This is a genomic window from Clostridium sp. KLE 1755 (assembly GCF_000466465.2).
Classification (GTDB): Bacteria; Bacillota; Clostridia; order Lachnospirales; family Lachnospiraceae; genus Eisenbergiella; species Eisenbergiella porci.
This window is the reverse complement of the sequence record NZ_KE992782.1, coordinates 56,576-77,314: the sequence shown is the minus strand read 5'-3', so window position 1 is coordinate 77,314 and position 20,739 is coordinate 56,576. Positions and strand designations below refer to the sequence as shown.

Below are 20,739 nucleotides of genomic sequence, written 5' to 3'. Positions count from 1 at the left end.
CCCCCGCCTGTTTTTTTACGGCTCCCGGAACACACAATGCGGGCTGGTTCAGCAGAATGCCCTGGGCGATAGTCTCCTTTCCCAGACTGCCTTTATGAGGCAGCAGCGCATAGGTGAAGAAATGCTCGCCCATATCTGCCTCCGTATCCGGGGATTTTGCGCTCTTCAGCAGAGAAAGGCCCATGACGTTGTCCCGGATTCCATAGCCGTACTTGCAGTCATTGAGCAGGCTGACGCCGTAATCCGCTTCCGACAGATCCGCCCATTTATGGCCGCATACCTCAAACCTTGCCCAATCCCAGCTGGTATTCCAGTGCGTAGGACGTTCCACAAAGCCGAACTGGATATCATAGGAAGCCTTTGTGGAGCGGATGTCCACCTCAAATAATGTTTTTAACAGCCGGTGATCCTCATGCCAGTCGGCCTTGGTTGCAAAATCAATCCGTCTGTTGCCGGAATATACCATAAGCTCCTGCTCGATCAATGAAGCGCGGTAACGGTAAACAAAACTGATTTTCATGCGCAGCGGCCCATCCTCCGTACAGCGGATCTCGCAGGCCGGAATATCCTCGAATTTTTGTCCATAGAAAATATCAATATCCCATGCGTCATAATTCATGGGCTTATCTTCGTAAATACGAAGCACATTTCCCCTGCCCTTTAAAACCTGTCTCCCATTTTCCTTATCCCACAGGCTGGTAAACGCGCCGCTCTCATCCCACTTAATACTGTAAAAAGGGGTATCCAGGCAGCGGCCTTCCAAATCCAGGGCAAAGGGGCTGTCCGTTTCCGGCTGCTTTTCTTCCGTAAAATGAACCTCAGTAAGACCAAGCGGCTTCACCCCGGCCTCCACCAGCCAGCCGTCGGAAACCTTCTGGGCCGGCAGGCATTTTCCCTCCTCGTCCGTGAAGGAGCCGTCCCTGCTTTCCGGTATCAGCACCGCTTCCCCACAATCGGTGTCCGCAAACCGCAGCAGGCTGTAGCTGTTATGGCTGTAACTGCCATTATTGCGACTGCTTTCATCCCTGTAACTGCCATGGCCGCTGCCATCCCCATCTTCGCATAAGGCTTCAAACGCTTCCTTTTCCATAGCGTCCACTTCGCGCCACAACGCTTCATATTCCTTCCGGGTATCCTCATAAACCTCATGGATGGAAGATCCGGGAATAATATCATGGAACTGATCCCGCAGGACGGTTTCCCAGCAGTCATGAATCCGCTGCGCCGGGTAAGCTCCACCCGCCAGGCGGGAAAGCACCGACAGCCATTCCAGCTGACCCAGGGCGTTTTCCAGCTTGCGGTTGTTACGTTTGTTCCTCGCCTGGGAGGTATAGGTACCCCGATGATATTCCAGGTAAAGCTCTCCATCCCAAAGGGGCACATAGCGATCCGTATTTTCCACATTCTCATGGATTTTTTCAAAAAATTCCTGGGCGTTGGCCGTTTTGATCCGAGGCATGCCGGGAATACGGTTAATGGCCCGGATGTTTTCAATCATGCCCCTGGTGGTGCCGCCGCCTCCGTCCCCGTGTCCGTAGGAAATCAGCACTTCGTGGCTTAATTCCTTATTCTTGAACTTCCGCCAGGTTCCCATAATCGTTTCCGGTGTAATCTCCCCGTTATAGGTAGAACCTCTCCCCGTTACCGACATGCCGGGAGCGGGCACATCGATGAAATAGGTCAGCATTTCCGTCCCGTCAATGCCGCGCCAGCGGAACAGGTCGTTGGGAACGGTGTTGAACTGGTTCCAGCTGATTTTCGTGGTCATAAAGGTATCCAGGCCGCAAAGCTTCATGATCTGAGGCAGCGCCCAGCTGTAGCCGAACACATCCGGCAGCCAGAGGAACCGGCATTTTTTCCCGAACTCCTCCTCAATAAAACGGATACCATATAAAAATTGACGCGCAAGGCTCTCGCCGGAGGTCACATTACAGTCCGCCTCCAGCCACATGCCGCCATCCGCCTCCCAGCGTCCTTCCTGCACTCGCTGTTTGATTCCTTCGTAAATTTCGGGACTGTCTTTTTTCAAAAATTTATATAATTGGGGCTGGGTCTGCAGGAAATGATATTCCGGGTATTCCTCCATCAGCCTAAGCACTGTGGCAAAGGAACGCTGGGCTTTTTCACGGGTGTGCTTCAGCCGCCACAGCCATGATACGTCAATATGGGTATGACCCGTGGCATAAACCGTTACCGCGCTGTTTTTGGGCATTCCATCCAGCGCTGCGCTGAAAAATGCAAGAGCTTCCTTTCCGGTTTCCGGCAGCCTGTCCGCATCCCAGTCCAGAATGGAAAGCGTTCTGTCAAGCGCTTTCACAAGCTCCGTCCGATCCGTGCTGTCCTCCGGCAGATAGGCCAGGCTTTCGGCCGCTGCGGACAACAGGTAATAAAGCTCATCCAGTTTTTCATCCAGACAACCGATTTGCGCCTCCGCAATCCTGTGATACTGAAGCCGTACAGGGCCGCCGCCCTCCAGGCCTGACCACACCAGGAACGTCATCAGGACCGTCTGGCCCGCAAAAGGAGTGAGCACCACTTCCCTGTGATTCGTATCCACCCCCTGATAAGGATGGCCGTTTATGTACAGCAGAGACTCAAACCCGCTGTTTCCGCCGCCTCCCGTTCTTCCGAAATTAAAGTAACCCATAACCTTGCAGCCAGGCTTCGAAACAGGTATGGCAACCTCCCTCTGCAGCCAGATATAACGGTCCCGGCCTACGAATTCCTCTCCCAGACTGATTTTATCGCCTTCAAAGGCTTCCGGGCAGCTGGTGTATACCTCATCCGCGCCAAGTCCGCCCTCCTTTGTGTAGAACCATTCCACACTGCTCTTCTGCGCCCATCTGCGGCCTTCCAGCTCTGCGGCGCGCTGTCTGAATTTCTCCTCATTGAAAAACATAGCTTTTCTCCTCCTTTAATAAACAGGCGCGGCTCTTCAGCCCTCCTGTCCCCTTTCCCTTCCTTCCATCCGGCGTACAAGCGCTTTCTTTACGCCGGTAACTACATCCCCTCCGTTTAACTGCTGCTGCATCACCAGCAGGGTCATATTCTCCCGGGGATAGTTAAAAAAGCTGCAGCCAAGCCAGCCGTCCCAGCAGTATTCCCCCTTCAGCCCAGGTGAAACAGCCGCCGCCGGATCCTGCAGTACGCGCATCAGGCATCCGTAACGATAGCCCTTCTGCCCAAACCAGCCATCAAAGGCCGCCTGCTGTCTGTCGTTCAATCCGGCATTCAGCATACGATCCACCGCTTCCGGCTTCAGAATCCTGGTTTTGCCGAAGCTTCCCCGATCCAGAAGCATCCGCGCAAATACGGAATAATCTTCTATGGTGGATACCAGGCCGGCGCCGCCGGATTCATAGGCGGCCTTTCTGTCCATACGGTTGCGTATTCCAAGGAAACTGCCTTCATACTGCACAAGCCTGTTTTCCTCATCTCTTATATAGGCCTTTGCCAGCCGGTCCCTCTTTTCCTCCGGAACATAAAAGCCCGTATCCTTCATTCCCAGAGGGGTGAAAATCCGTTCCTCCAGAAACTCGCCGAAGGTCTTATGCGCCGCCTTTTCAATGACCGCTCCCAGAATATCCGCGGAAATCCCATATTTCCAGGAGGCCCCGGGCTGGAACAGCAGCGGGATCCTGCCGGCGCGCTCCGCAAATTCCAGGGTGGTCATGGGCCTTTCGTCCTTCAGGCCTTCCTCCACCTCGCTCAATAGCTTCCTGGCCGCCAGCTCCGGAACCGTGTCATTGTCGCCATAGGTTAACCCGGAGGTCATCATCAGAAGATCCTCTATCAGGATCGGCCTGTCGGCCGGTTCCCTATGATCGTCGCACCAGACCTGAGAATCCCGGAATGCAGGCAGGAAATCCCCCACAGGCTGCTTCAGATCAAAAGCTCCGTCCTCTGCAAGTATCATGGCAGCCACAGCCGTAACCGGCTTTGTCATGGAATACAGCCGGAAAATGGTATCTCTTTTGATTTCCCTTTTATTTTCCCTGTCGGCATACCCCTCGCCAAGCCAGCAGATTTCCTTTCCATCCTTTATAAGAAGCAGGCTTACGCCCCCCACCTCGCCGCGCTGTACCGCCCCTTTGACTATACTGCGCCACTCTTCAGCTAATTCTACCATATTTTTACTCCCAAATGCATTACTAAATAGTTTAAAGAAAATTTGAAAGACGTTTCATAATTTACTGACTTTCACCCCGGCTTTTCTCTGTTACCGGCTCCGTACCATTTCTGTACTGGGAAGGGGTAATTCCCAGCTCCTTTTTAAATTTTCTCCGGAAGCTGGAAACATTCTCATACCCCACAGCAATACAGATTTCCTCCATCGGCTTTGATGTGCCCCGCAGCAGCTCCTTCGCCTTTGCCACACGCAGCTTCCAAAGATAATCCGAAAAATATTCATTAAAATACTTTTTAAACAAATAACTCATATAGGCAATGCTCACATGAAACTTTTCAGCCAGCATTGCAATCGTCAGATCCTTTGATGTGTAGGATTGATTTATGAAATCCTGCAGCTCCCCGCTTTTTATTGTGAGATTAGACAGTTCATCCTCAAACAGGGAAAGCAGCATAATAAAGTGATCATATATGTCATTGCTCTTCTGTTCATAGGAAAAGCTTCTGATAAAATAAAGCGTTTCGAAGTATATGTTGTTGTAAGCGCTGAATTTAATGTTTTGCTGGTTCATATTGGTTATGATCGTGGTCAGCACCTCTGTCAGCACACTCCTGGAATAAAAGGCGGGAAAATCCGTCTGATCCAGCGTCTGGAAAAAGCTGCGGATGGCTTTTTTCGCTTCCTCAAATTTCAGCTGCTGCAAAAGGGAAGCAAAGCTGCTCAGCTCCTGATAAGGATAGGTATAAGCGCTGTCCTTAGGAATGTCCATCTCATCATAAAATGCTATCGGATGGGAATCCCAGTAATTTCCCGCCTGCATTGCATTCGCGTACAGATTGGGAATATCCAGAGGGGAGGACGAGCCGTTGCTCAATGCTATCCTGCAGCCGTATTCCTTATAAAAATCATGCAGCAGATACTTTATAACATTATACTTATCCTGGTCCTGGCCTCCGTAATAGATCAGATAGGAACAGTATTTCGGCGTGATTTCCAGCCGTATACAGAAGGAATCATTATTTGGAAAGGTTCCAAGGAAGAAATCCCGGAAACTTTTGGTTACCCACGCCATTCCTTCCCCATCCGCCGGAGCGGATATTTTAATCACAAACATCAGACTGCCCGGCTCTCCGTTAAAAAGTCTGTCCATATTCTCCGCCGTAATCTCTTCCCCATTTTCATTAACAATTGTATCAAGAACCGACTCCTTCATTATACTATGGTATTTCTCTATCTTTTCCTGCAGCTTCCTCTGCTCCTGAAGCGCTGAGGACAGGGCAAAATCCAGCTGGGATTCCAGGCCCTTATTATCGCCTGCCCTGTCTGCAAACTTTTTACTCAACCGGTGCAGCGGCGAATAGGTAAGTCTCATGCCAAACAGAATCAGCAGAAAACCAGTACAGCCGATAGCTGCAAAAACCATATACATATTAATAAATGCCTTGCTGGCATACTGAAGCAGCACATCCTTGGAAAAACATACCGTTAAGAACAGATTGGTATGCAGCGGAACGGTATAGATGATTTCATCCCCTTCATCGTTTTTCTGAAGTCCGTAGGAGTCCGTCAGCCTGTAAACCGGCGGCACGCTGTAATCACCTGATGCTGAAATAATGTTATTTTCAGAATCCGTCAGATACACACCCGAAATTTCCTCTGACAGCATATTGTTAAGCCTGGCAATGATCTCGTCGGAGTCAATTACATAAAACAGCTCGTATTTACTGCTTGCCACATTGGGAAATAGCAGCAGCAGGGACAGCTCCTGGTTTTTGATATAGACCATGGTATTTTTATTATCGTGGCCATACTTACCCACCGGGATTTTCAGTGCCTTATGATTGATTGAAAAATAGTATTCATCATTGGATTTGTAAATATAATTTTTGCAGGCAAGGACTTTTCCTCCGTTTTTCTGGATATAAATAATATCCGATACCAGCGGATTCGCACTGGCAAACTCACGCATATCTGTAATTCCCAGGGAACTGTACCAGGAAGAATCAAAGGAATGCCTCAGCATTTTCAGATTCGTGTTATTGCACAGGTTATAATGGATATTAAAAACGTGGTCGAGATCATTATTAAAGCTCTGCTGGAACAGAACAAGCTTTTCCTGAATACTGTTGTCCCTTGCTGTGGAATACGCCGTCCGCAGCTGTTTCCGGAATGCAATAAAAAAACACAGCAGAAGAAAACTGAGCAGAAAAAAATAGGACAAAAAATATTTCAGCAACGTGTAATAATTGATCTTTTCAAAGCGCTTTCTTATTTTATCCATGCAACCACCCTCATTAGTTTTGTGGAATCAGCCTGCTGTATAAGTCAGACAATATCGCTCTTCCTATAGACGCATCCGGTTATCCCGCTTTTATTTCCGGCCGTGCTCTTAAGCATAATGTGATTATATGCCCCGCTTTCCATTTTTGTAAAGCGGCAGGAAGACGGCCCGTTACAGCCGGCTGATGCACAAATATGTCCCCGTTTTCATTGGCTTTTCACAAAATCCATCCTCAAATTCCCATCCTGCAGGCAAAAGGATCCTGCCTCTTTGTCCATTTTCCACTGTAATTTCCAGTCTGATAACCTCCTCCCCTTCCCTGCAGTCCTCAAGCCGGGACCAGTGTGCTGAAATCCAACCCGAAGGCAGCCGACAGGAGCCTTGCGCATAAGCAAGCGCCCTGATAAAATGAGGCTTCACCAGACAGTAATCCGCATCCTCCATATATGGATTGGGAACGATTCCTGCAACCGCCTGAATAAACCAGCTGCTTATATCCCCAAAGAAATGGTGGTTCCTGGAATGGGCATCCGCTTCCGGCGGCAGGAAATCCTCCCAAAGAGAGGTTGCCCCTCTGGCAATCCAGTTTCCATAGGAGGGATAATCCTTTCTCGTAATCATTTCATACGCCAGATCCGCCTGGCCGTACTCGGACAGGACATGGAAAAGGACTCTCATTCCCAAAGCACCCGCGTTCATATGATCACCGTTTTGATGAATGATTTCCAACAGCCGCTTAAAGGCCGCCGGCCTTTCCGGCTTTTTAAACAGACCGTAATATATTGCCATGGACTGTGAGGCTTCACAGCTTCCCGCTACTGTCATCGTGGAAAAATCAATCAGATATTTCCGGAATGCTTTTTTCAGATCTTCCCTAAGCTTCCTGGCATAACGGGCCTCTGACTCCATGCCCAGCTTTCGGAAAAGCAGCCCCGCTTCCTCCAGCAAATGTACGCTTATGGCAGTATCCGTTACCTCTATAGGCGCCTTATGGCCGCCTCCGCTCTTTCCCGTCTCACACCAGTCGCCCAGGCCCGTATCTACCAGTCCTCTTTTGTTTCTGCTGCCGGAAAGGAAAAACAGATACCTGAAAATGTAGGGTGCGGCTTCCCTTGCCGTATCCAAATCTCCCCGCAGCTTAAACAGGCAGAAGGGGATTTCCACAATAACCTGATCCCATGCAGGTCCGTTTCCAAAGCCCCAGCCCCCTGTGGGGACAATACCGGGCAGCCCGCCGTCAGGAGCCTGCGCAGCTTCCACATTACGCAGCCACTCACGCAGGGAGTCCTCTACGGAAAGGTTCAACAGCATATGCTCCGCTGAAAGCGCCGCATCCCCGGTCCAGCCGTTCTTTTCCCGATGCGGACAGTCCGTGGGAAACCACAAAAAATTGGAAAGAGTCGCTCTTCTTGTCATGGCCTGCAGCTGATTGGCGGTTTCATCGGAGCAGGAAAAGCTGCCGTTTTCCTCAAACGCCCCTCCGCAGATATGATACGTCAGAAGCTCCGGAACGGCTTGTTCTTCCTTAATCCCTCTCACGTATGCATAACGGAATCCATAATATGTGAAGGAGGGCATGTAGGTCTCCTCCCCGCCCCCGCGGCATATATAGCAGCTGTCCTGCACCCTGTCGGTATAGGGAAAATCGTATTCCGGGAACATCAGGTTTTTCTTCTCCAGAATCCCGTCATGGTACCACTCTGCATAGGATATCCGTATTTCCTGTCCCGGCGTTCCCATAATTCTCAGTTCACATATCCCGGCGGCATCCACGCCGAAGTCATAAAGATACCCGTCCCCATAAGGGATTATGGAAACGGCCCTCCGGCGCTCATAGACTTTGATCGGTGATGCCTTGCACAATCTCATTTCCCCACGCGGCGGCGTCACCCTTATCACCGGCTTCCAATCTTCTTCCCGGAAGGCAGAAGCTGGCCCATCCTCAACAGAGGAACAAGCCGGGGAGCACCAGTTATCGATGCCAAGTCTTGCATCATAGCATTCTCCGCACCGAAGCTCATCCTCCAGCAAAGGCGAGGGATGGGTGCGGAAGGTGGTGTCGCTTTCCACTATAATGTGAGCTCCGTCATTTAGCAGGATATCCAAACGCAGGGCCGTCATAGGCGCGCCTCTCCACCGGGCCTTGTCAAAAACCCATACGAAACCGCCATAGGCATTCTGCATGCCGTTGCCAAGTATTATCCCGATTACATTGCTTCCCTCGGTTAAGTACGGCAGGGCGTCATAGCGGTCATAATAAATGATATCATCCGGATTACTGATATATGGGGCAAGAATACATTTGGTAAGCTCCGTACCGTTAATGAACACACGGTAAAATCCCAGCCCTGTGATCAGCAGCTCCGCCGATTCCGGGATGTCCCTAAGCATGAATTCTTTTCTTATATAGGGTGCCGGCACCTGATGATTAAAATCAGCGAAGTCTTCCCCGGCACTGATGAACTGACATGGAAAATTCATAATCCCCTCCCGTCTGTGTGCCATGGGCACACTCTTAATTCAGGGGGTGAGAAACTTTTTTCTCACCTGCTCCCGTCTGTGTGCCACAGGCACACTTTCAATTCCGGGCGTGAGAAATACTATTTCTCGCTGCCCGCCTCCCAACTCTCTACCTGCATCCTCCCGTCCTCATCCCGATTCCACTTGACGGAAATCAGCCCGGCCGCAGTCCGCATTGTTCCCTGTGCCCAATCAAGCCCTTTGATATCCGCAGGCATCACATAATATTCCGCAAACCCGCAGGTTCCTTCCTTCTGTCGGATTCCAAGAACCTCCGTAAACAAAAGCTTCACTACGTTCCCGAACATCGGATGGTTATGGGAATCTGCGCCGTCCCATTTTTCCCATAAGGTGGTGGCGCCGCTGCGCATCATATTCGCAAACGATACCTCGTTATCATTGGTCAGAAGCCGGAAGGCCAAATCCGCTTCTCCTTCTTTAAAAAGCCATTCCAGTAAAACAGGCGTTCCGAAAATTCCCGTATCCAGCCTTCCCAGCTTTCTGTACCTGTCCACAAGATTTTTCTTCGTTCCCGCGGTTCCAAGGCCCACATTCAGGGCAAATGCATTGGCTGCCCCCGTTCCGCCGCAGAAATCTCCTGTATTTGCGTCAAAAAAGGTATCCATAACCGCCTTCTTTGCCGTCAGAATCCTGTCCTTTACCCATTCCGGCTCCTCCTTATGGAGAATCTGCGTAATCTGTCCCAGCGCCTGCAGGCCCTGAATATAAAAACAGGTATTCACAAATGCTTCCGGCAGCTTTTCCGGTTCCGCTTCCGGCGCACACCACTCTCCCAGGCACCAGCCGCCTTCCTCTTCCCTGACGACAAGGCCTTTTTCACAGCGGGATTCCATGTACTCCAGCCAGCGGAAGATTGCCGGATAGCCTTTTTCCAGCAAAGCGGAATCCCCAAAGACTCGCCAGTAATCCATAGGCACAACATAAACGGCGCAGCCCCAGCCCCCGGGCCCTCCTCCGCCCCCCATAAAGGGTGCGGTATGGGGAATATGCCCTGTATCGGCCCCCTGGCTGTCCAATATATCCTGATACCATTTTTCATAAAGCCGCCTGGTATCCATTGTCAGCATCGCCGTCTCCGATGTCAGCTGTCCGTCTCCCGTATATCCCAGTTTTTCCCTGTGCGGGCAGTCCGAAGGGATACAATTGTGGAAATTGGCGCTTTGCGTCCTGATGTATGCATCATACAGCCAGTTTAAAACAGGATTGGAGCATCGGAAGGACGACACAGCCGGCGCCTGCGTCCCCACCACTGACACAGAAACTGCCTCTCCTGCTCCTTCCACCTCAAAATACCGGAACCCGTGCCAGCAGAATTTAGGCCGTACCGTCACCGGGGAGCCATTACAAATATAACTGTCCTTCTGTATCTGCCTTTCCCCGCCCGCTGACCGGAAATCCAGGCAGCCATCATCCGTAAGCTCTTCACTGTACCTGACGGAAACCTGTTCTCCCGTTTTTCCCAGACAGCGTATTTCGGCCCAGCCTGCTATATTTTCCCGGCAGTCATACAATTTCCTGCCGCACTTATCCTCCAGTAATACCGGCTGAATCCGGCGCAGCACCCTGTCTGCGGGACACTTCTGCTCCTCAAGGATGGTCTCCGGCGCATGAACCGGCCGTGCCGGCTTCCATCCGGCGACATCGGCAGATTCCATGCACCAATCCTCCTGCAGCAGCCTCAGATCCTGTGTTTCTCCGTAAAATAAATTGTTTTCCGTCACCTCTCCCGGCTTCCACAGTGTCTTCGGATCACTTTCGATTACAACCTCTTCCCCCTCGCTGGTAAGCATGTGCAGCTCATATCTTAACTTCGGGAACCCAAATATGAATTTCCCCTCATCCACTCTTTTTGTCTGATGGTACCAGCCGTTGCCAAGCTGTATGCCAAGGACATTTTCCCCGGTTTTCAGGAAAGGAAGCAAATCGACGGTCAGATACAGACAACGGTAACGGGAGCGTTCCTCCCACACCGGATACGTAGTATCGCATCCGAGCACAGAAGAATAATTGGTTAATGCAGGAACAAATTCCTGATCGCAGGCCCTCCTTCCGTTAACATACAGCAGAAAATATCCCAGTCCGCAAATCTCAAGCTTTGCCGATGCCGGAAGCTCCCTCAGGGAAAAGCTTCTCCTGAAAAGCGGGGATTCACATTCGTTGTCCCCTTGTATCCAATGCCAGTTTTTCATACCATACCTCCAGGCTGCCGTAACAGTTCAAATGCCTGAACTGTTGTATGCCGCTCCTATCCCTTCACGGATCCGATCATAATCCCTTTGACAAAATGCTTCTGTACTAAAGGATAAAGACATAACACCGGAACCGTTGAAACGATAATAGAGCTGTATTTAAGCGTCTGCGCCAGCTGCGTTTTCCGCATGATTTCATCCGGGCTCATCGAGCTGGTGATCTGCAGTGTCATCTGTGTGGAAAGCAGCAGTTTTCTCAGTATGGACTGAAGAGGCAGCAGCTGCTGTGAATTTATGTAAATAAGCGCGGAATAGAAATCATTCCAGTGCCCCACCGCATAGAACAGCGTAATAACCGCCAATATGGGCTTGGACAGCGGAAGAACCACCTTAAACAGATATTGGGCCGTATTCGCCCCGTCCAGCTGCGCCGCCTCCAGAAGCTCATCCGGAATACTGTTGATAAAATATGTACGCGTTATGATAATATTAAATACGGATACCGCATTGGGAATCACCATTGCCCAGACAGTATCAATCAGATGCAGCCTGTTCACCACCAGATAGGTAGGGATCAGCCCGCCGCTGAAATACATGGTAATCATAAAAATAATCATGAAAAATTTCCGCGGCACAAAATCCTTCCGCGACAGAGGATATGCGCCGCATACAGTAAGCACCATGTTTATAGCAGTTCCCAATACAGTATAAATAATGGTATTCCTGTATCCTGTCCAGATTGTCTTATACTTGATTACCTCTTCATAAGCATCCAGCGTAATGCCTTTGGGAAAAAGGATGACATGCCCCTGCCAGACCTGGGAAGGATCGCTGATTGACGCAATCAGGACGAACCAGAGCGGCCACACAAAAATCACCAGCAGAACCAGCATAATGAGCAAATTAACGAGGTCAAACACTTTGTCAGGATCCAAAAATCTTCTTCCAGTTCTTTTTATTTTATTCACACCTTTACCTCCTGCATATCGCAGGCCTGCCTGCGATACTGTTTCAATCAGTTTCTCCCTGCCCGCCCCTGCGGGCACTTACTCAATATTTGAAAGGCACTCCAAAACCGTTCCTTTACCACAGACTCTCATTGGCAAGTTTTTTGGATACCTGATTGGCCAGGATGACCAGCGCCATATTAATCACGGAATTAAACAAACCTACCGCTGTTGAATAGCTGTAATTGTTCTGAACCAGACCAACCCTGTATACATAGGTATTGATAACATCCGAAGCGCTCATATTCAGATCGTTCTGCAGCAGAAAGACCTTTTCAAATCCCACATTCATCAAAGATCCCATCTGTAAAATAAAAAGCATAATAATAGTGGATTTAATGCTGGGAAGATCAATATGTATGATTCTCTGCACTTTTGTGGCGCCGTCCATAATCGCCGCCTCATGCAGGGCAGGGTCAACGCCCGACAAAGCCGATATATAAATAATAGAGCTGTACCCCATACTTTGCCATACCCCGCTCCACACATATATGCTTTTAAAATACTGTGGCTTGCTCAGAAAATCCTGCGATTTTCCCCCCAGCGCCATAATCATCTGATTCAGGATCCCCGTATCCTTATCCATGAAAATAGCGATCATACCGCAGATAACCACTGTGGATATGAAATAAGGCGCATAGGAAACCATTTGAAGTGTTTTTTTCAGATGCTTCAGCCTCAGATAGTTCAAAAGCAATGCGAAAATAATCGGAATGGGAAAACCTATCACCAGGGAATAGAGGCTGATTCCAATTGTATTTTTCAACAGCAGTCCAAAATTGTAGCTTCCAAAAAACCGTTCAAAATATTTCAGTCCCACCCATGGACTTCCAAATATGCCCAGCTTCACTTTAAAGTCCTTAAATGCCAGAATTACCCCGCTCATAGGGGTATAGGCAAAAATGATAAAAAACAGGAGCACCGGAAGAATCATCAGGTACAGAATCCAGTTTTTTCTGACATCCTCAGCCAGCCTCAGATGCAGAGGCTTTACCAGCTGGCTGCGCTTTTCCTTTTTTATTTTCACGCCTGCGACAGGTAATTTATTCACGTTTCGCATCCCCTTCCATGCACTTCAATTCCGTAGGAATAAAAGGAAGACCCTGCAAAGCGATCTTCCTTTTATTTATCAGGTTAACTATTTGCCTTCTGCCGCATTAAATGCATTTTTATAAATTTCAAACAGCTCAGATGCACCCATTGTATTCATAGTGGAAACATAATTGTCCCAGCTCTCATCCAGGTCAAGCGCTCCTGTAATAACCTGTGCGCCATACTGGTTAATGTAGCTGTCAAGATCTGCCTTCAGGGATGCAATTGTCTCCGTTTCTTCTGCACTGTAGGTCATGGCAGGAAGCGTAACCTCACCGTAATCCAGCATCTTGGAACGCTGTGTAATCAGATAGGATTCGTCGGGATCCGTGATTCCTGTAAACCAGTAATCAGGCTGGATGCCGGGGAATGCGGTCTGGTATTTCAAAGTTCCCTTTTCACGTACCGTTGCAATATCATCGCCGATAGGGCCGCCGATATTCCAGGACCAGGTTCCGTCGTCATTATTTACATAGGAATTTCCTTCCACACCTAACCAATACAGCATGCCGCCCTCCTGGGTAAAGAGCTGATCCGCCCAGGCAACCAGAGTTGCAGGATCCTCACATGCGTCGGTAATCATCATACTGCCATGCATAATACCTGTGGACTGGGGATAAACCTGTCCTTCAAAAGGAGTAAGCGTCTGATATTCCTCATCCTGATCACGGCCTGCGAACTGGAAGGAAGCAAGCGCGCTGAAACAGCCTAACACATCACCTGAGCTTCCCATTGCTGCAATCTGGTCATAATTCTGGGTAAAGCTGGCAGGATCAAGAAGTCCTTCGTTATACAGCTTCGTAAAATATCTTAAAAATTCTTTATATCCTTCATCGATAGGGATATATACAAGATTTCCATCCTGGTTTGCACACCATGTTTCGGAATCCAGATTATATCCGAAATAAGGAAGGTAATTCTTCAGATAAGACATCCCATCCGGTACGGAAAGAGGAATTTCATCACCGGGATCGCCGTTTCCATTGGCATCCTGTTCCTTAAATGCGGTAAGGACATCATGGAATTCATCCAGATTCTTAGGTTCGGATAATCCCAGATTATCCAGCCACTGATAATTCAGCCAGATATGGAACCCGGCCTCAAGCTCCGCTCCCGTGTTCAGCGCGGGAATTTCATATACATGTCCGTCCGGCGCCGTTATGTAAGGCCACAGCTCTCTTTCATCCAGCAGGCTCGTCAGAGTGGGCGCATAGGTTCTTATATAATCCTCCAGGGGAACGAATACTCCTTCCGCCCCGTACTTATCAATGTCATTTTTTGACAGACTGGAAAAAATGAAAACGTCTGGATAATCTCCTGCGGAAAGAATCAGTCCTTCTTTTTCCGCTGCATCCTCCTGAGGAACACTGTTTACCTCAAAGGTAATGTTGCTCTGTTCGTTCAGATACTTAAAGGCGTCCACCTCATCCATGGGTGTATCTCCATTAATAACACACAGCATGGAAAAATTCTTCGTTTCAGCAAGCGGGAATGTTATCTGATCCGTTTCCCCTGCTGTTGTCTCTTCGTCCCCGGATGCTGCCGGTGCCGTTGATTCTGCCGCCGCAGAGGATGCTGCCGGTTCCGCAGTTTCCTGTGCGCTCTTGCCGCAGCCGGATGCCAAAGATGCCATCATCGCAGCGGTAAGCAATACTGCCAACATTTTTTTCTTCATAGCCCTGTTTCCTCCTATACATTTGCTTGTTTGCAAGTTTGTGTTTGCAAAGTTCATTATAGGAATACTTTTATATACAAACAAGAACATTAACCTTTTCTTCCTGCATATTATTGTGCGGGCCGCAAAGCCTGTAAATACGGGGTTTCCAGGATTATAAGAGTGCTGAGCGTACAATATTTCAGTCTATGTATAAGAATATTGCACCCTGGCGGCGGAGAATGGACGCAGTCATCATCTTTACAACGTGTGCCCACCGGGCACACAAATAATATAAGCCGCGGCATTTTGCGCCGCGGCTTAATAATAAACAGATCAGATTTTTATTTTTTTAATTTCTTCTGCATAATACTGAACCAGTTCAAACTTGGTTCCGGGCATCAGCCTGTGGTCCGGGCAGGGGATAAAACCGCCCAGGCTGGCCAGTCGCTTCATTCTTTCGATCTCGGCATCCACCGCCGCTTTATCCTTGCGCAGCGCTGTTTTATCCATTCCCCCTACGCCAAGCATACCATTTCCGAACTTATTACGTGCCTTTTCAAACTGGTCTCCCCAAACGCCCACTTCAATGGGAAACATTGTGTTAACACCATTTTCAAACCAGGTAGGAAGCAGGCTCTCCACCACGCCGTCACAGTCCAGGGAAATAATATCAATTCCGTATTTATGGCAGAGATCCGTCCTCTTTTTATAATGCTTTGCGCAAAGCTCCTGAAAAAGTACCGGGGAAAGAAGAGGACCGTTTTTAAAGCAGATATCCTCCCAAAAATGGGCATAATCGAATTTTGCACCTGTTTCCAGGACAGCCTCCACACATTTATACTGCATTTCCGCATAGGTATCCACAATATCTGCAAACAGTTCTTCATCCTCATCATAAATAAGGTAGCTCATGCCCACAACGGAGGTCATATTGCGGATATCTCCCAGCACGCTTCCGATTGAAAGCCCCACCGGCCTGTCCTGCAGCCTTGTCTCATTAAAATGCTTGTAAAACTCAAAATCAATACGCTCAGGCATATACTGCATTTTGGGCTTATAAAGCGTTTCAAAGGCCTCCCTGTCCTTCAGCTGGTAATCATCCTCTGAAGGAATGGAAGCGATGCCCGGCTTAATCCGTTCAATCAGCCCGACACTGTTCTGAACCCGCTGTGAGCCGTCCGGAAGCTCCTCCAATACTTTAAATTCAAATTCCGGATAAAGCCCCTTCTGCATTCCCACCTGGGTTGACCAGTTGAAATCCCAGCCGATCAGCTTATCCAGCTCCCTGTCCTTTTCACTTCCGTCATAGTTGTGTTCAGCCAGTTCTTTGGGAATTTTTTTCTGATCCGCCCACTCCGCAAGCAGTTCCTCCCAATACCCGAAATGCACGGCAGGCATACGATCCGCCGGCTTGTAGTGCAAAATGTTCATGGCGCGTTCTCTGTTTGTCATTGTTCCCCTCCGCTTATCTGCCAGTTTCAATTATACTTTAGTAAATTTAATAAGCTGTTTTCGCCCTTAAGTATCTGTTTACTTATCATTCTTGGAATCAGTAAAAATTGTATCCGCTTTTTCACATACCGAATTTAGATCCTCTAAATCTTCTGCCGACTCCAATGCATCAACAGCATCCTGAAGTTTATCTTTCTGTTCAGATATAATGTCTTTATAAATTAATGAGGCTATTTGCACAGAATCAGAATCCCTGTCCTTTGTAATCGTTTCCAAAAGTGCCTCCTGTGCATGGCACACACAGGTTACCTCCCATATCTTATTCACAGCTTCATTAAATGCAAGCTCACTGTCCGTAGGCCTTTTTCCCAAATCAAGCTTAAAAGAAATATCAGTCAGCCTGCCTGCTATTTCATTCATTTTAACATCGGGATTGTCTGCAATGAACTCAGCGACCTCTTCCTTAACGGCCTCTGCATTCATATCCTCCAGATACTGCATGCCCTGCGCATATATCTTTTTTGACACACCCTCTATAGGAGACTTCCTTGCATTTATATTAATGACCATAATTACTGTAACAACCAAAACCAACGCCACACAGCCGCATATTATGCCAATCAGCCCCTGTTTTTTTAAAGCTTCTGTTTTCGTTCCGCAGTTGGGACAAAATTTTGTACCGGCGGGAAGCGAATTTCCGCATTTCCGACATTTCAGAGCCTCCGCCGAAATACCCTGATTGGCTGAATCCTCTGCTTTCAAAGGCTTTTCAGCTTCAACCTTTGTACCGCAATGAATACAAAAAACGGATTTATCATCAATCTGTGCACCGCATTTTTTACAAATCATATGTACATTCCCTCCATTAATATCCTCCGGATATACGCCCACACTTCTTCAATTGTCAGTATTCCGTTACTAATCTTCCAAAGGTTACTTTTGTAGTATACGTATAAGTAAAATTTATGGAAGTATTATTATCGATTTCCTTATATTTAAGATTAATACCGTTTTCAGTAACTGTTATTGTAGTATAATCATCAATTGCTATAGAGGAACCAAATTCGGAAGGACTAACTTTTTTATTAAAGGTAATTTATCTATGTAAATTATATTCTAATCCAATCTGTATTGTAGACCAATTGCTAAAGGTGACAATTGCTCCGTTACCGCAAATATTAATTGAGCCATCATCATTTAATATACATCGTATATCCAGATGATAATCCCCTTTCTCAATATCAATGGTCCAAGATCCTCCATCATAATAATAATTTCTCGCTTTGCAGTTTGTTTCAGCCAAACCAGAGGTTGAACTCCAGGAGCCGCATATATCGACCCATTTCTTATTATTCTCCAGCTTATTCACTAAATCCTGCACGCTAACCCCATTATAAGAATAATTTTCGGGAAGTTTATCCAGAATTTTTCCTGCGTGATGAAGGTTTCCTGCATCCATTTCGGTCTTTGCATTAAGAAATACGCAGGCATTAGACATATCAGCAGAATCCTGATAATCTGATATCTCAGCAAACAGCCCGGCGGCTTGTTCATATTCTTTTTCTTCCATAAGCGACTTGGCATTTCCATAAACAGCTTCAATATATCGCTCATCTGCATCTAGTAACGAACCAGATTTCTTAAAAAACGCTGCCGCTTCAGCATATTTCTTGTCTTCTAAACTAATCATCCCCTGCGCATATTGGGCATATGTATCTTCTTTCCCTCCTTTTATATACGCAAATACCGTCATGGCTGTTTCATAATCCTTATTTTTGACAAATTCACGCCCAATTTCCAGGATTTTTTCATTGGAATCCTCATACCCTCTTGCCGCTTTATACCCTTCAGCAGCAAGCAGGCTTTCCCCGGCTTCCAGATAAACGCCGGCTCTTGCGTAATTACATTTCCGTATCATTTCCGCAGAATCGTTGTATCCCTCCGCGTTCCCAAACTCTTCCATTGCCTCATCGTACTGTGCATTATCGTACAGCTTTACTCCATTTGCATAATGATTGGCAATCGTCGCTTCCGCCAGTTTTTCCTCGGAATCCTCATAATCACCGGCCGCCGAATAATATTTCATTGCCCTCTCGTAATTACCATTGGCAAATGCAGCTTCCGCTTTCTTGTATTTTGACGAAGGCGTGGAGTTTACGGCAACAGCCACCGCAACTATTACTATAACACAAACAATTCCTGCAATTATAATAAGAGCCTTACGTGAAACCTTTTTCCCGGATTCTCTTGTGGAGACCTCAGCTTCCTTGCCCTCTTTTATACGGTATCCACATTCGGAACAGAAGGTACTTTCCTCTGATATTTCCTTATTACATTTTGGGCATATCATAAATCTGTTCCCGCCTCCTTGCTTTCATTCCCCTCATCACTCTCATTTGCTTCTGTTGCCCCTTCCACAAAAATATGTGAAAGAATACTTTGAACTTCCGAGCTTTTACTGCTGAAGTTTTTCGAACTGTTTTCTTCCTTTGACTTAAAATTAGCCACAGAGAAGTTGCCCTCTACCAGAAAATCATATCTGTCGCAATATGCGAAGTAATAATCTTCAATTGCCGCCTTCAGCTCCTGAACCTCTTCTTCCTCACAACCAATGTCCTGAAGCTCCGTGTATATTTTATCTATATCTCTTTTCCGCTCTTTTTCAGTAGTGATTTCAGAAGCGCATAATCCTTGCACATACTCGGTAAAAAAATCAGGTCCCAACAATCCTGTATTAAGATCTGTGGAAGTATCATACATTGTACTGAGCAAATTGAAATTGTTCTTAGTCCCATTGATCGCATCATTTAACTCAATGGCTTTCTGCTCATATATCTTTATAAGCTCCTTACGTGCCTCTTCTGCCGCACGTTCCTCTGCTAATCTCTGCTCATATGCCGCCTTCTCAACAGCTTTTTGGTGGGCCACCAGGCCAATTCCTGCTCCAACGCATACTACAACCGCCAATACTATTATGCCGATTATCAGCTTCTTATTGCCCTTAGGCGCAGCTTTTTTCTCCAAACTGCATCCACATTTCAGACAAAATTTAGCATCCTTTTCCAACTCTGCTCCACATTGGGGGCACTTTTTCTTTTCAGATGCCTCTTCCAGATTTTTCCCGCAATTCGGGCAGAACTTTGCCCCTTCCTCCACTTCCGCTCCACAAAATTTACAATTCATTGACTCTTTCTCCCCTCTTTTGCTATTCCGCCGGTAGCCACAGCCTCTCAAATCGATTCCCACAGTCTTCTGATTCACAGGTAATTTCCTGTAAATAAAAAAGCGCCACATAATCAGTAGCGTAAGAAGGTTTGCGGCTGGTTGTATTTTACAGGCACTATAGGTTTTCATCGCAATCTTTCGATCACTTTTTTACTATTTATGTGTATAATCTATCACTTTAGTCGAATAATGTCAATTCACACAGAATATCCAAAATAATCCATGCAGAATATCTTGTAACAGTTCAGCCTTTGGCAAAACTGCTACCAAAACTCCCCTAAAGGTAAACCACAAATTATGAGAATTGATAATACAATTACTACTAAAAAATCGCTTGCTCCAATTATCGCTCATTCTTTAACCTCCATAAATTGCTGATTTAACAGCCTAATATTGGGCAAAGCTGGCTTATGTCGTTTATCGAAAAAGTCTGACCGTACTCATTCCCGGACTTCTTTCTGTCAACCAATGCGGTCTTAATTCCAAGTTGAGATGGAGCGATAATATCCTCTTCACAGGAATCACCGACATAGAGCACTTCCTACGGAGAATAGCCGCACTCGTTCAGGATTGTTAGATAGAATTTCGGATTTGGTTTATATACCATTAAGCCCTCCGAAGTGTAGATTTTTCCGAAAACAAGCCCGTTATAATCAAAATTTTGAAGAAGTGGTTCTGTGTCAGTATTTGAGGCAATGATAACCTCATATTCTTTTGATAATCTGTTAATCGCTTCGGGCACCTCTGGATAAACAGTGCGGTTATAAAGGCTCTCCAACATAATTTTGACATCTTCCTTATAATCCCCTGCTATTCCATAAACTGAATACAACTCTGCCAAGTCTTTCATAAAAATTTCTATCTCGGTCAAAAAGAGAGTTTGGCGCATCCTTTTTTTGTGCAGTTGCTTCCATTCAGCATAGAATGCTTCAGGTTCAATTTCAGAATGTTTTCTCGATAGAATGCTTTTCACAGCATTAATCGATCCCATTCCCGTAGAAATCAGCGTTCCATAAACATCAAATAAAACAGCCTTCATTTTCATGTCCTCATCTATTTTCATCAAATCCCGATAGATTTAACCCACACTAATTTATGGTCATTTTCTTTCGCTATTTTCCAGACCGCCGCCAATAAGGAAACAGCCCAATAAGATTAACGTTTTG

General features: G+C 47.1%; 13 protein-coding genes and 2 pseudogenes. All 15 read right to left on the bottom strand.

All coding sequences use genetic code 11. The features are described from left to right. Positions 1 to 2,899: alpha-mannosidase (locus HMPREF1548_RS28055; RefSeq protein WP_021640275.1), on the bottom strand; the 2,899-nt coding region annotated here is incomplete at its 3' end. A 36-nt stretch (positions 2,900 to 2,935) separates the two neighbouring features. Beyond that, the gene (locus HMPREF1548_RS28050) at positions 2,936 to 4,129 is read right to left on the bottom strand and encodes a serine hydrolase domain-containing protein (RefSeq protein WP_021640274.1); all 1,194 of its coding nucleotides are present in this window, start codon (positions 4,127 to 4,129) and stop codon (positions 2,936 to 2,938) included. Between the two features lie 61 nt (positions 4,130 to 4,190). Continuing rightward, a complete protein-coding gene (locus tag HMPREF1548_RS28045) occupies positions 4,191 to 6,410 on the bottom strand; it encodes a helix-turn-helix domain-containing protein (protein ID WP_035324373.1) in 2,220 nt (739 codons plus the stop codon). A gap of 171 nt (positions 6,411 to 6,581) precedes the next feature. Beyond that, positions 6,582 to 8,891 carry a family 78 glycoside hydrolase catalytic domain gene (locus HMPREF1548_RS28040; RefSeq protein WP_035324372.1) on the bottom strand — a complete coding sequence of 770 codons (2,310 nt, stop codon included), beginning with the start codon at positions 8,889 to 8,891 and terminating at the stop codon, positions 6,582 to 6,584. A 119-nt stretch (positions 8,892 to 9,010) separates the two neighbouring features. Beyond that, the gene (locus tag HMPREF1548_RS28035; RefSeq protein WP_021640270.1) at positions 9,011 to 11,140 is read right to left on the bottom strand and encodes a family 78 glycoside hydrolase catalytic domain; all 2,130 of its coding nucleotides are present in this window, start codon (positions 11,138 to 11,140) and stop codon (positions 9,011 to 9,013) included. 56 nt (positions 11,141 to 11,196) lie between these two features. Continuing rightward, the gene (locus HMPREF1548_RS28030) at positions 11,197 to 12,108 is read right to left on the bottom strand and encodes a carbohydrate ABC transporter permease (protein ID WP_051358506.1); all 912 of its coding nucleotides are present in this window, start codon (positions 12,106 to 12,108) and stop codon (positions 11,197 to 11,199) included. A gap of 115 nt (positions 12,109 to 12,223) precedes the next feature. Then, entirely contained in the window at positions 12,224 to 13,198 is a 975-nt protein-coding gene (locus HMPREF1548_RS28025; protein ID WP_102290109.1) for an ABC transporter permease, read from the bottom strand. A gap of 87 nt (positions 13,199 to 13,285) precedes the next feature. Then, on the bottom strand, positions 13,286 to 14,914 hold the full coding sequence (locus HMPREF1548_RS28020) for an extracellular solute-binding protein (RefSeq protein ID WP_035324371.1): 1,629 nt from the start codon (positions 14,912 to 14,914) through the stop codon (positions 13,286 to 13,288). 315 nt (positions 14,915 to 15,229) lie between these two features. Then, complete coding sequence (locus HMPREF1548_RS28015; RefSeq protein WP_021640265.1) at positions 15,230 to 16,348, bottom strand: uroporphyrinogen decarboxylase family protein; 1,119 nt, start codon at positions 16,346 to 16,348, stop codon at positions 15,230 to 15,232. A 78-nt stretch (positions 16,349 to 16,426) separates the two neighbouring features. Beyond that, positions 16,427 to 16,936 (bottom strand): hypothetical protein, encoded by a 510-nt coding sequence (locus HMPREF1548_RS28010; RefSeq protein WP_276945924.1) that lies wholly within the window; start codon positions 16,934 to 16,936, stop codon positions 16,427 to 16,429. 66 nt (positions 16,937 to 17,002) lie between these two features. Beyond that, positions 17,003 to 17,197: pseudogene (locus tag HMPREF1548_RS31005) on the bottom strand (zinc-ribbon domain-containing protein); the annotation flags it as partial. A 247-nt stretch (positions 17,198 to 17,444) separates the two neighbouring features. Next, a complete protein-coding gene (locus HMPREF1548_RS28005; protein ID WP_286138225.1) occupies positions 17,445 to 18,434 on the bottom strand; it encodes a tetratricopeptide repeat protein in 990 nt (329 codons plus the stop codon). Between the two features lie 198 nt (positions 18,435 to 18,632). After that, positions 18,633 to 18,698 (bottom strand): annotated as a pseudogene (locus HMPREF1548_RS30755) (zinc-ribbon domain-containing protein); the annotation flags it as partial. Next, positions 18,695 to 19,531 (bottom strand): zinc ribbon domain-containing protein, encoded by an 837-nt coding sequence (locus HMPREF1548_RS28000; protein WP_035324370.1) that lies wholly within the window; start codon positions 19,529 to 19,531, stop codon positions 18,695 to 18,697. The pseudogene HMPREF1548_RS30755 and the gene HMPREF1548_RS28000, both read right to left, overlap by 4 nt. A gap of 583 nt (positions 19,532 to 20,114) precedes the next feature. Further along, positions 20,115 to 20,612, bottom strand: a complete 498-nt coding sequence (locus tag HMPREF1548_RS27995) for an HAD family hydrolase (protein ID WP_035324369.1) — start codon at positions 20,610 to 20,612, stop codon at positions 20,115 to 20,117. Positions 20,613 to 20,739 lie beyond the last annotated feature (127 nt).